This is a genomic window from Flavobacterium sp. S87F.05.LMB.W.Kidney.N (genome assembly GCF_004366435.1).
GTDB lineage: Bacteria > Bacteroidota > Bacteroidia > Flavobacteriales > Flavobacteriaceae > Flavobacterium.
In genome coordinates this window covers 683,252-696,654 of sequence record NZ_SODX01000002.1, presented here as the reverse complement: position 1 = coordinate 696,654, position 13,403 = coordinate 683,252, and the positions used below count along the sequence as shown (strand labels likewise).

Below are 13,403 nucleotides of genomic sequence, written 5' to 3'. Positions count from 1 at the left end.
TTTTTAAAAAGTTGCATTAACACCTGTCATGTAAATACGTGAAAGTGGATATTTACCTAAATCCATTCCGAAGTTTTTAAGACCAACTTCAGGGTCCATTCCAGAATATTTAGTAATTGTAAATAAGTTTTGTCCAGAAATAAAGAATCTAAGTTTTGCTTTTCCGTTCAGCCAGCTTTCTTTTACGGTATAACCAATCGACACGTTTTTCAATCTTAAGAAAGAAGCATCTTCGATATAAAGATCAGAGATACGTCCGAAGTTATTGTTGTTGTCTGTTGAAGATAGAACCGGAACATTGGTGTTTGTATTGGTTGGAGACCAAGCATCTTTAGACTCTGCCAATAAGTTATATCCTGGGAAAGAAGCATTTAAACCTGTATGCTTTACAGCGTTGAAAACACTATTTCCAGCAGCTCCGTTAAAAAAGATATTCATATCGAATCCTTTGTACCTAAAATTAGCATTCAAACTGTAAGTTGTTTTTGGAAAAGGACTTCCTAATACTACTCTATCGCTGTTATTGATAACACCATCGCCGTTTTCATCTTTAAATCTAATATCTCCTGCAACAGCATTTGGCTGATAGGCCACACCATTTTTGTTTACATAAGCTTTTGCTTCTGCATCACTTTGAAATAATCCGTCTGTTTCATATCCGTAGAAAGCACCAACAGGACTTCCAACTTGATAGATATTTGCTAAAGGCAAACTACGAACTCTGCTTAAGTTTAAGGGTTCAAGCGAAGTCAAATCGTCTTTAATAGAGACAATTTTATTGGTTAAGAATCCAGCGTTTGCTGTAACGTCAAACTTAAATTCGCCTTTTGTTTTTTGATACGTTAAACTAACCTCAATACCTTTATTTTCAACATCTCCAGAGTTTACAATTCTTCCTTGCGGCGTTCCAGAAACACCAGGTAATTGGTCACGAACCAGCATGTCTTTATTTTTTTTCACATAAGCATCAACAGATCCAACTAAACTATTATTTAGCATTGTAAAATCTAAACCAATATTAGTCTGCTCAGAGCTTTCCCATTTTAAATTAGGGTTTGATAATTCGCTTTCCGCATAACCGTAATTAATAGATGGAGTTGCTCCAATTAAAGCTTGAGTTTGTGATAATGGTACACTAAACTGATATGGTCCAAGGTTTCCTAAATTTCCAATCTGTCCCCAGCTTGCACGTAATTTTAAATTGCTTACAATTGGCTCAAGACCTTTCATAAAACTTTCTTCAGAAATTAACCAACCTGCAGAAACAGAAGGATATACTTTCCAGCGGTTGTCTTGTAAAAGTTTTGAAGTTCCGTCACGACGCACAATTCCTGAGAATAAATATTTTTGATTGAAGTCATAATTTAATCTTCCTACATAAGAAGAAATGATTTCATCTGATAAACCTGCCCCTGTCTGTTGAATTAATTTTGCATTTAATAAATAGCGCTGTGATGGATCTTCGTTGTCAAATCCAGTTCCTTCAACTGTATAGAAATCTCTTTTAGTTTCTTGATACGTATATCCGGCTAAAGCTTTCAAATTGTGTTTCCCAAATGATTTTTCATAAGAAATAGTCTGCTCGCTCAATAAATCGGTAATTGTCATATTTTTTAGAGTCAGTCTATTGAAATCAAATATTTTGCCTGGCTCAGTAACTTTTACTGTGAAATCTGTTGCATTATCCTGAATTCTGGTATATCCCCAGTTTGATTTTACTTTTAACCCTGGAACAATTTCCCATTCTGCATAAGGATTTATCAAAATGGTAGAAATTGGATTTTTGTTATCTAATCTTTTTAAATATGCCACTGGATTGATAACATCTCCGTAAGAACCAATATATTTTTCAGGAACACCGCCAAATTGTCCAGAACCATCTTCTCTGTAAATCGTCGCGTTTGGCGGATACAAAATCGCTGCTTGAATTGCTCCTGTATACGAACTTGAAGTATTAGCAGTCTGACCATCAGTTAACGAGTATGAAAGATTTTCCCCAATTGTGAAATTATCGGCCAATTTAAAAGATGAATTTGCTCTTACTGTATAACGTTCTCCGTATGTGTTTAACAAAATACCTTCGTTTTTTCTATAACTTCCAGAAAGAAAAAAATTAGATTTTTCTGTTTTTCCGTTTACAGAAAGAGACAGATCTTGAATTTCTCCTGTACGGAAAATTTCATCCATCCAGTTTGTTTTTGTAGTTCTTGCTGTTGGTTCAAATGCAGTGTCAAAAGCAGGAATTCTTGGTAATCCAGCGTTATCTCTTGCCAAATTCATAGCATCAGCATATTCTGCAGCGTTTAGAACCTCTAATTTTTTTGCTACATTTTGAAAACCTCCCTGATAGTTTACATTTACATTGATACGATCTGAAATTCCTTTTTTAGAAGTAATTAAAATTACACCTCCAGAAGCTCTCGCACCATAAATTGCCGCAGAAGCCGCATCTTTTAAAACACTTATCGAAGCAATATCATTTGGATTTAAAGTGTTTAAAGAACCACTGTAAATAATTCCGTCTAGAACAATTAACGGAGTTTCAGCATTTAAAGATCCTATACCACGAATATTGATTGTTGGCGAAGATGTTGGATCACCTCCATCATTAATAACCGTTACACCAGCAACCGTTCCCTGCAGTAATTCGGCAGCATTGTTATACGTTCTGCTAGAAGTTTCTTTCATAGAAACAGATCCTACAGCGCCAAGAACTTCGTTCTTTTTTACACTTCCGTAACCCATAACAACTACTTCCTGAAGTTGTTTTACATCAGCTGCCAGTTTTACTGTAATGGTTTGTGTGCTGGTAACTTTTACTTCTTGTGTAATATAACCAACGTATGAAAAAACAAGAGTCGCTTCGGCTGCGTTGATTTCCATTTTAAAAGTTCCGTCAAAATCTGTAGCTGCAGCTGCATCAGAACCTTTGTCTTTGATTCCAACGCCTGGTAACGGCATATTGTCATCTCCTCCAAAAACAGTTCCTGAAACAATTATTTTATTCTGATCTGCCGCTGCAACTTTTTGATTTTTTTTGATAACGATATTATTGCTCACAATTTCATATCGAAGTGCTGCACCGCAAATTCTGTCCAACGCTTGTTCCAGCGTTACATTACTCAATTTTAAACTTAATTTTTGATTGGTATTGACTTGGCTGCTTTCGTACATAAAATGCACATCGACCTGATTTTCAATTTTTTGAAAAATATTTTTTATACTTTCATTTTCAACTTTTAAAGTTACTCTTTTGTTAATGTCAACATTCCCGGCGTTTACCGTCAGCGTCGCAAAAAACAAAACCATAAACAGGAATAATTTTGTTCCTATTGTCTTTAAGCTCTGACAATTTACGGCATACCGCATTTGTTTTTCATTCATAATTTTTAGATTTAGTTGATTGTTTTTGTTTATTTAGGATGCTACGTAGTTTATTTTTAATGTGCTGAAGAATTACTCTATTTTATAAATACCCGAATCCATTTTATAATCGGCATTGATGATATTACACACCAACCCAATCACCTGATCGGCAGGCAGTTCTTTAAAATAGGCGCTTATCTTTAAAGCATTTAATTTTTGATTTTTGATTTCGATAGCCACATTATAATTGCGGTTAATTGTGGCAACAACTTCGGGCAGAGGCGTATCTTCAAAAACCATAATATTTTTTCGCCATAGTGAAATTGTATTCACTGGAATATCTTTAAAAGCCTGAAGCTTATTGTTGTGTGATTTAAATACCACTTTTTGGCCAGGAGTTACATATACATTCTCTTCTGTAACGGTAGATTTCACGTTCACTCTTCCAGTTAAAACTGAAACTTCCTGGGTTGTTTGGTCTGGATATGCCTGTACATTAAAACTGGTTCCCAGAACTTTGGTATCCATTTTATTGGTGTGAATGATAAAAGGATGTTTTTTGTCTTTGGCTACATCAAAAAAAGCTTCACCAGAGAGATATACTTCTCTTGTATCTCCTTTAAATTCTTTTGGATATTTTAAAACACTTCCGGCATTCAGCCATATCTGCGTTCCATCACTCAATTTTACTTGAGCATGTTCGCCCAGTTTTACGGCTAATTGTGTGTTTTCAATTGAATGAGATGACTGATAAAAAAACACTGATAATCCGATTAGAAAAACCAAAGAGGCAGCAACCGCCCAGTTTTTATATTGAAGAGCAATAACATTATTGGTTTTCTTAATTTGACGTAACTCTTTTTTTAGTTTCGAACGATCTGATTGTATCATTTCCATTTTTTCAAAAAAATCATCAGTACGATCGTACCATTTATTCCACATTTCTTGTCCTTTTGGAGAATACTTTCCTTCTAAAAAATGTTTTATTTCTTGTCTTAATTTATCAGGCATTATAATTTCTTTATGTCTTTAATAGTATGTCTTTGGAATTGTAATTTTCGGTAGGCGCGCAAGGTTACGCTTCTGTTAAGAAAAAAATGAAACCTTAATTTTGATTTCACTTTTAATTGAACTCGCCCAAATAAGTGCGCATAAATTTGAGCGCATAAGTAATATGATACTTTACCGTTTCTATTGAAACATTCAGTTCCTCAGCGATTTCTTTATTGGTATAATGTTTTACCCTGCTTAGAATAAAAACTTCTTTTGATTTTTTAGGAAGTAGCATTGCTGCCTTATCAACTGCTTTTTGCAGTTCGTCGTAATAAATAGAATCTTCTGTTGCATTATGACTGCCATACGAAACAGTATTTCTATCCAAAACTTCTTGTACATATTGGTCTGCAACTGTATGAGATTTTATATAATCTAATGTCATATAACGAACCGAAGTGTAGATATAAGCCGCAAAACTTTTTTGAATGACAATTGTCTTGCGTCGTTCCCAGATACTGGTAAAAACTTCCTGAACAATTTCTTCTGATATTGCTACCGATTTCATTCTGAGGTATACAAATCGAACAAGTATGTCTCGATATCTAAAATAGAGTTCATCAAAAGCTTTGTCTTTGCCGTTTCTTAATAGTTCGACAAGTTCTTCGTCTGTAAACTTCTTATACATTGTACATTATTTTGGCATGAATAATCAAATGAAAAATGCAGTCTGCAGCATTTCTTCTGATTTCGTGTTGATAATGTTCGTGTTGTTTCAAAAATGACATATACAAAGTATTAGGTTCTTTTTATATGTCTTCAAAATTAAAGATGAGGGTAGGTCGAAAAGGTTACGTTTACATTAATAAAACGGTCTTAAAACGAAACATATTATTAACATTTGAAACTAAAAGTTACCTGTAAAATAAGGTTATGAAGTATTTGAAGTAAAAAATAGAATGGTCTCTCTTTTATAATAATCCTTCTCTTATAAAAAAGCTTTTTTTGAGGTTTGAATGATAAAAAAGTGCTTAACAAAAAATTAAAGGCTCTAAGCGCACGGAAGGTTAAATCATAGCTGTTTTAATTTTTTTTATAAAAAAATGCCCCCAATAAGCAGCAAACTTTTTGGGGGCAATTGTAAAATTAATTTTTTGTTTTACACTAAATCGAATCTATCTAAATTCATTACTTTATTCCATGTTGCAACAAAATCGTTTACAAATTTTTCTTGTGCATCTGTACTTGCATACACTTCTGCTACAGCTCTTAATTCTGAATTAGAACCAAAAACAAGATCTGCGCGTGTACCAATCCATTTTGGCTGACCTGTTGCGCGATCGTTTCCTGCGTACAGCTCCTTATCATTTGAAACAGCCTGCCATTGTGTATTCATATCAAGCAGATTTATGAAGAAGTCATTCGTCAATTTTCCCGGACGATGTGTAAATACACCATTTTTTGAACCATCTGTATTAATGTCCAGCACGCGTAGTCCTCCTAAAAGTACTGTTAGCTCAGGTGCTGTAAGGGTTAATAAATTTGCTTTATCAATAAGAAGTTCTTCTGTTGAAACTGGTGATTTTGTTTTTCTGTAATTTCTAAAACCATCTACTTTTGGCTCTAAATATCCAAATGATTCAACATCTGTTTGTTCTGATGATGCATCCATACGACCTGGAGTAAAAGGTACAACAACTGTACTTCCTGCCTCTTTTGCGGCTTTTTCAACTGCTGCAGCACCTGCTAAAACTATTAAATCTGCCAAAGAAACTTTTTTTCCATCGATTTGAGCATTGTCAAATTCTACGCGTATAGTTTCTAATTGGTTTAAAACCTGTCTAAGCTGCGTTGGATTGTTTACCTCCCAGTCAATTTGCGGCTCTAGTCTTATACGTGCTCCATTTGCACCACCACGTTTATCAGATCCTCTAAAAGTAGAAGCCGAAGCCCATGCTGTTGCAACCAATTGAGATGTGCTTAATCCGGTATTTAATATTTTTTCTTTTAGCTGAGCAATATCATTCTCATCTATTAATTTATGATTTACTTCTGGAATAGGATCCTGCCACAATAATTCTTCCTGCGGAACATCAGGTCCTAGATAGCGTGCACGTGGTCCCATATCACGATGTGTCAATTTAAACCATGCACGTGAAAAGGCATCAGCAAACTGATCTGGATTCTCTAAAAAGCGTCGTGATATTTTTTCATATTCTGGATCTAACCTCAGCGATAAATCAGTAGTAAGCATTGTTGGCAAATGCTTTTTATTAGCATCAAAAGCATCAGGAATAATTTCTGGAGCATTTTTAGCTACCCATTGGTGTGCACCTGCAGGACTTTTAGAAAGTTCCCATTCAAAACCAAATAAATTTTCAAAGAAGTTATTGCTCCATTGTGTTGGAGTTGTTGTCCATGTTACTTCTAGTCCACTTGTAATGGCATCAGGACCTTTACCTGAACCAAAACTATTTTTCCATCCAAAACCTTGAAGTCCTAAATCTGCTGCTTCTGGTTCTTTACCAACATGGTCAGAAGAAGCTGCACCGTGAGTTTTACCAAAAGTATGTCCTCCCGCAATTAATGCTACTGTTTCTTCATCATTCATTGCCATACGTCCAAAAGTATCTCTAATATCTTTTGCCGCAGCAATAGGATCTGGATTTCCGTCTGGACCTTCCGGATTTACATATATAAGCCCCATTTGTACAGCGGCAAGAGGTTTTTCTAGATTTCTGCTGTGAATATGACCATCTGCATCATCATCTGACGATACAACTCCATGATCTTTTGGCACACCTTCAGAACCATCTTTATAACGTTCATCACCGCCAAGCCATGTAGTTTCAGAACCCCAATAAACTGATTCATCTGGTTCCCATACATCTGCTCTTCCTCCTGCAAAACCAAATGTTTTAAAGCCCATTGATTCCAAAGCAACATTTCCAGTTAAGATCATTAAATCTGCCCAAGAAATTTTTTGACCATACTTTTGTTTTATCGGCCATAATAATCTTCTGGCTTTATCAAGGCTTACGTTATCTGGCCAGCTGTTAAGCGGCGCAAAACGCTGTTGTCCTGCTCCTGCTCCACCGCGTCCGTCATGTACTCTGTAAGTTCCAGCGCTATGCCACGCCATTCGGATAAAAAGACCTCCATAGTGACCAAAATCTGCGGGCCACCAATCTTGTGAATCAGTCATGAGTTCATGTAAATCTTTTTTTACCGCCTCAAGATCAAGAGTTTTAAATGCTTCAGCATAATTAAAATCCCTATCCATCGGATTTGATAAAGCTGAATTCTGTCTCAGGATATTTACTTTTAGCTGCTTTGGCCACCAGTCACGATTTTTTGTGCCTGTTGCTGCTTCCTTATCCATGCTCCCATTATGAAAAGGGCATTTGCTGATGTCATTCGATTGATTATCCATAATTGCTTTTTTTTATTTTTACTAAATTACAAACTATACAAAGAGAATTCCATTGGTTTGAATAATAAATATTTTTTATTTTATAGATAAAATCTATTGTATTAAAATAAACTTTACATATCATTCCACTCTTGTCTTCATAACCTAATTTCAATTTTAGCTAAAGTTATTGACAGCTAGATTGGTATTGGTTCTACATCTACTCTTCTGAGTGGTCTTCGCCAAAGTTTAAATATTAAAATAATTAAAACAGGAAAAAAGCAAACTGCCGACATGACAAGATAAATATCCTTATATGCTAGTAATATGGAAGCTTGCGAAGTTTTGTTCGAAAGAGTTTTTTCTGCCTTTTTTTGTGCTTCCGTTTCGGATAATCCCATATAGAGAAAATTCCTTTTGGAATTTGCTAGTTGCTTCTGCGCCATTTGGTTTAATTCTGTTAATTGCTGGTTAAGACCTGTTTTATGCTGTATATTTAAACCTGAGATAAAAGTCCCTAAAATGGCACTTCCTAATAAACCTGCAAAAACCGCTTGGGCAATAATTCCGCTCATCATTCTAGATGCGCTTAGTTTTGGAGGAACTCCTTCGGAAATATAAAGAAGAGAAATTGGGAAAAGAAAACCAATTCCGAGTCCTTTAAAAATTAAAGGAAGAAAAAAATCTGAAGAATCTATTCCGGGATAAAACCGAAAAAAAAGAATGATATGATAAAATCCATAACATGCAAATCCCATAATCCAAATAGTGGCAAGGTAAATTTTCTTAAACAAAAGATAAGTCGATAGAGGAATAGAAATACATAATCCTATTAATAATGCTAAATGTGTTCTGGCTCCTGAAACAGCATCAAAACCTAAAATATTGGTCATATAACCTGTTACAACACTTCCTGTTCCGTTAATTACACCAATATAGAACATTAAAAAAGTGCCAATAATTACGTTTTTAAAACGATAAACGTCGGGATCAATTATAGGATCATCTGTAAAACGCACATGTATTAGGTAAATGCCAATTAGAATCAATAATAAAGCTGCAGCTAAATTAATTTTAGGATCGTTAAACCAATTTCTGCTTTGCCCCTCCGCGCATAGAAAGAGAATAACGGTGAAAAATAAAATCATAATAATCCATCCGCGCCAGTCAAATTGAAATTTGGTTTTCATTGGAGCAACATCTGCTTTGTAAAAATACCACGCCAGAAGAATACAGATTAAAAAATTGACGTTCAGAAAATATATGCCAAATGTCCAATTATAAAAACTAGTAAAATGTGCTCCTAAATATTGGTAAACATGCTGGCTTCCTTTTTGAATGAATTGAAGAATTCCGTACAGCAATGCCATATTAAAAGCTGGATTGTATTTTAATAAAATTGGCACCATTGAAGCAAAAATTCCAATTACTGAAACAATTCCTAAAAGCGAACGCCAAAAGGTAAACCATTCTATACTTGAAGCAAATAAGGAAGCAGTATTGAATATAATGGATAAAAATGCAGCTGACAAAATCATTGTCCGCACCTTAATCTGCTTGCCCAATTTTAATCCTAAAGGCATAAAAGCCAGCATGACAAAAATTGGAATATAAATAGAATACGTAAAAACAGTAGTCGATGCACCAAAATGTCCTAAAACTTGAGAATTGTCGTAAGTTGTGACATTCAATCCATTAAAAAAAGGAATGGTTAAGATATATAATCCTACGAGTGTAAAAACGCTTCCTTTTTTTCCTGCAAACATATTTATTTTTTTACTTCTACTGTTACGTTCATTCCCGGTTTTACTTCTTCTAAATCTTTAGGTTCTGACTCAAATTCAATTTTAACTGGAATTCGCTGCGTTATTTTGACAAAGTTTCCTGTTGCATTATCTGGCTCAACCATCGAAAACTTAGCACCTGTTGCTGGAGAAAAGCCGGTAACTTTCCCTCTAAACTCTTTTTCACCAAGAGCATCAATTGTTATAACTACCTGCTGTCCTATTTTAATTTTTCTGATTTGTGTTTCCTTAAAATTAGCCGAAACCCATAATTTCTGATTCAATACAATTGTTGCAATGACTTGATTGGCATTTATTAATTCGCCAATTGATAAGTTGCGCTCTCCAGCTATACCATCTGCGGGAGCAATAATATTGGTATACGATAATTGTAATTTTACTGCTTCAAGATCAGCTTTTTTACGCGCGACTGTAGCTCTCGCTGCTTCGAGATTGATGTTACTTTGCTTTGTTACAGAATTATTTGCGTCTAATCCTTTTTTACCTGCTTTTAAATAAGCTTCTTCTGATCTTAATTTTGAAACTACTTGATCATATTGATTACGCGTAACGGCAGAATCTGCATACATATTTTTGAATCTTTGGTAATCTTTTTGTGCTTTTTCAAGACTGGCCAAATCGCCTGCTAATTTTTCTTTTGCTGCAGATTGATTTGAAGATGAAGTAATTATGGTTTGCTCTAATGAATGAAGGTTTCCAACTGCAATTGCAAGATCTGCTTCGGCTTGGCTCACTTTAATTAAATATTCTGAATCGTCCAAAATTACGAGTGTATCTCCTTTGTGCACTACCTGATTGGTTTCAAACCGAATTGCGGCAATGTGTCCAGATGCCCTTGCTGAAACGTTACTTATATAAGCCTCAACTTGAGCATTATTGGTCGTTTCGTAATTGCTGAAATCAAAAAACAAACTCAAAATCCAAAGCCCTCCAGCAGCTAAAAAAACAAAAGAAATAATAGTTAAAATCGTATTTCTCTTTTTATCCTTTTGAATTCCTTCAGCTGGTTTATTTTCTTCGCTCATACTATTCTAATTTTAAAGTTTACCCATCGCAAATTGCAGGGAATAATACTGAATGATTAAATCTAAATTCGCATTGACAAGTGAGATTTTTGAATTATTCAATTGCAGTTCAGCATCAACCATATCGCTTATTAAGGCAAAATCATTATCATATCTGCTTTTTACAATTTTATAATTACTTAATGACAGCTCTACATCTTTTTTGTAAGTCGCTATATTTCTTTTACTTTCCTCATACTTAACATATGCCGTTTTTACTTCGCTTTCAATTTGGTTTTTGGCTGCATCAAGAGCAACATTGCTTTTTTCAATTTGAAGTTTATCTCCTTTTATGCGGTGTTTAATGTTATAAAAACTTGAAACATCCCAATTTAAAGAAAGTCCAGCTGCCCAATAATTAATAATATTGACATAGTTTGGCCATTGTGCAGGATATTCTGTATTTAAAATAAGATTAGCATTTATACTTGGCGAAAATCCGCTTTTTGAGATGTTTAAAGTCGATTCTGATAATTGAATGCCAATTTCCGCGCGCTTGATTTCTTCTCTATTCTGGAAAGCTTGGGAAATACTTTCTTGCAATTTTATTTCTTCAAATGGAACACCGCTTTTATCTATTTGAGGTTTTAGAATTGTATTAGTTGGAATACCTATCAAAACATCTAAATAGTTGCTTACTAATTCTATATCGTTTGTATTTTTAAAAACCGAAACTTTAAAATTAGATTGTTGCAATTCTGTTCTAAGCAAATCGCTTTTTAAATTTTGTCCATTCTCTACACGAGATTTTAGTTGCTTAATTCTAAGATCAGTGTTTATAATATTTTGTTTCGTTACTTCAATTTGTTTGTATAATTTTTCAAGCGTAAAATAATAAGTTGTAATGGCATTCTTTACTTCTGCCTGCGTCATTTTTACTGCTGATTCCTGCATCTGGCTCAGGATTTTCTGCTGTTCAATTTTTCTATTAATTAAACTTCCATTATAAATTGGCATTGAAGTAATAATATTGGCAAATGCTTGATGATTAAAATAATCTACTGTTATACTGTTTTCGTAAAAACCTTCATATAGTTTTGGATTTCCAATATAAGTATAACCACCATTCAGCGCGATACGAGGGGCCTTACCAATTTTGGCCTGGCTTACATTTTCATTTGCAATTGCCGCATCTACAGTTACCATTTTAAGCTGCCTATTATTCTGGATTCCTAATAAAAGTGCTTCTTCCAGTAGAATTGTTCGTGAATGGTCGAGACTGTCTCCCTGAGAAAAAATTGGCAAAGTACTAAAGAAGGTCAAAATCAAAAACAAATAGAGAAGTCGTATTTTTTTGTTCAACATATAATTCATTAATATAATTTAACGCGTTGATTTTCAAAAAGTATTCTAAACTTAAAACCGTTTAAAAGAAGGAATCTGGATATTTAGGCTTGTATGGGTTGATTTTAAAGGATTAACATAAAATTTTGTTAATTTTTTTCATTATAAATATAGTAAATATTTCTGTATATAAAAATAAATCACTAATATTGAGTAACTTAAAATCAAAACACGATGCTTATAGAACTTGCTTTAACGGGAAAATTCATTGTAGATATTGTTAAAAGATTGAGAAATGACAAGACATTTCGAACCCTAGGATTTTTACTTTTCGTTTTAATTTTGGTTGGTACAATGTTTTTTTGGCTGGTAGAACACCTGCCTTTTCTTAAAGCATTGGCTTATTCCGTAGGAACACTTTCTATGAATAGTCCGTACGATCATGAAATTACTTTTTCCACTATTGGTGTTGTTTTTAATATTATATACATTTTTATAGGTGTTGGTGTATATCTAATTTTTGTACTTGAAGCAGGAAGAACAATTATTGCTGCTCATGAAGAATTTGAAAAAAAACAAGCTGAAAAAAAAGCGCTTAAAAAAGCAAGAAAAGAAGCTGGACTTTAATGAATAAAATATGAATTCAAATACATTAGAGCATACCGAAGCCTGGGTAATTGCTCTCCTCCTTTTTGCATTGATGCTTATTTCAAGCTTTGTTGGAAAACAAATTGGAAATTACATTCATAATAAAAATCAAACTGAAGAAAAACCGCCAGAAACTTCGGCTCTCATTGCTTTGCTTTTTTTCTTACTTGCATTTACATTTGGTATGAGCGGCGAACGCTATGATTCACGAAGAAAGGTTGTTGTAGAAGAAGCAAATATTATTGGTACTGCCATATTGCGAGCTGATTTATATCCGGACACGACTAGAGCTTTATTTCGTAAAGATTTTAAAGATTATGTAGAAACACGAATTTCTTATTATACGGCAGGCCCAGATGCAAAAGGGATTTTAAAAGCCGACAGCTTATCGCAAATTATCTCGGCTAAATTATGGAAACGTGCAACTTCACTTTCTAAAGATCCAGCTAATCTAGCTGCAACGCAGCAAATGATTCCTGCTTTAAATGATATGATTGATGTAACTACTACCCGGCTTTCTGGAGAAAAGGCAAAAGTTCCTCAGAGTATCTTAGTCATGCTGTTTTTTCTGGCTGTAATAATTTCATTTTATGGAGGTTATTCTGAGGGACGTAAAGGAAAAATTGACTGGCTTGTACAAATTGGATTTTGTATTTTGGTTTCTTTAGTAGTTCTATTTACTTTAGATCTAGACAGACCGCGCAGAGGTTTTGTTAACCTAGATGTTCCTAATCAAACTATAATTGACTTGAGGAAAAATTTTCAGTAATTAAAAAGCTATAATACACCATATAACAAAAAGTCCTAATTTTCATTAGGACTTTTTTATTG

At 34.1% G+C, this 13,403-nt stretch carries 9 protein-coding genes; 2 read left to right on the top strand and 7 right to left on the bottom strand.

Annotated elements, in window-relative coordinates; all coding sequences use genetic code 11:
* Positions 1-3: 3 nt before the first annotated feature.
* The 7 genes from EDB96_RS08815 to EDB96_RS08785 all read right to left on the bottom strand — a co-directional run bounded on the left by EDB96_RS08815 (position 4) and on the right by EDB96_RS08785 (position 11,945).
* A complete protein-coding gene (locus EDB96_RS08815; RefSeq protein WP_134140209.1) occupies positions 4-3,384 on the bottom strand; it encodes a TonB-dependent receptor in 3,381 nt (1,126 codons plus the stop codon).
* A 72-nt stretch (positions 3,385-3,456) separates the two neighbouring features.
* Positions 3,457-4,377: a FecR family protein gene (locus EDB96_RS08810; protein WP_134140208.1), complete on the bottom strand. Its 921-nt coding sequence runs from the start codon at positions 4,375-4,377 to the stop codon at positions 3,457-3,459.
* 112 nt (positions 4,378-4,489) lie between these two features.
* Positions 4,490-5,047 carry an RNA polymerase sigma-70 factor gene (locus EDB96_RS08805; protein WP_057116401.1) on the bottom strand — a complete coding sequence of 186 codons (558 nt, stop codon included), beginning with the start codon at positions 5,045-5,047 and terminating at the stop codon, positions 4,490-4,492.
* Between the two features lie 471 nt (positions 5,048-5,518).
* Positions 5,519-7,792, bottom strand: coding sequence for a catalase/peroxidase HPI (gene katG / locus EDB96_RS08800; protein ID WP_134140206.1), 2,274 nt, complete (start codon positions 7,790-7,792; stop codon positions 5,519-5,521).
* Between the two features lie 176 nt (positions 7,793-7,968).
* Positions 7,969-9,537, bottom strand: a complete 1,569-nt coding sequence (locus EDB96_RS08795; protein WP_134140204.1) for an MFS transporter — start codon at positions 9,535-9,537, stop codon at positions 7,969-7,971.
* Between the two features lie 2 nt (positions 9,538-9,539).
* Positions 9,540-10,601 (bottom strand): HlyD family secretion protein, encoded by a 1,062-nt coding sequence (locus tag EDB96_RS08790; RefSeq protein WP_134140203.1) that lies wholly within the window; start codon positions 10,599-10,601, stop codon positions 9,540-9,542.
* 12 nt (positions 10,602-10,613) lie between these two features.
* Complete coding sequence (locus EDB96_RS08785) at positions 10,614-11,945, bottom strand: TolC family protein (protein ID WP_166669283.1); 1,332 nt, start codon at positions 11,943-11,945, stop codon at positions 10,614-10,616.
* Positions 11,946-12,158: 213 nt separating this feature from the next.
* Here EDB96_RS08785 and EDB96_RS08780 point away from each other — a divergent pair, with 213 nt between their 5' ends.
* Both EDB96_RS08780 and EDB96_RS08775 read left to right on the top strand, forming a co-directional pair.
* Positions 12,159-12,551 (top strand): two pore domain potassium channel family protein, encoded by a 393-nt coding sequence (locus EDB96_RS08780; RefSeq protein ID WP_057116406.1) that lies wholly within the window; start codon positions 12,159-12,161, stop codon positions 12,549-12,551.
* A gap of 10 nt (positions 12,552-12,561) precedes the next feature.
* On the top strand, positions 12,562-13,341 hold the full coding sequence (locus EDB96_RS08775; protein WP_134140201.1) for a hypothetical protein: 780 nt from the start codon (positions 12,562-12,564) through the stop codon (positions 13,339-13,341).
* Positions 13,342-13,403 lie beyond the last annotated feature (62 nt).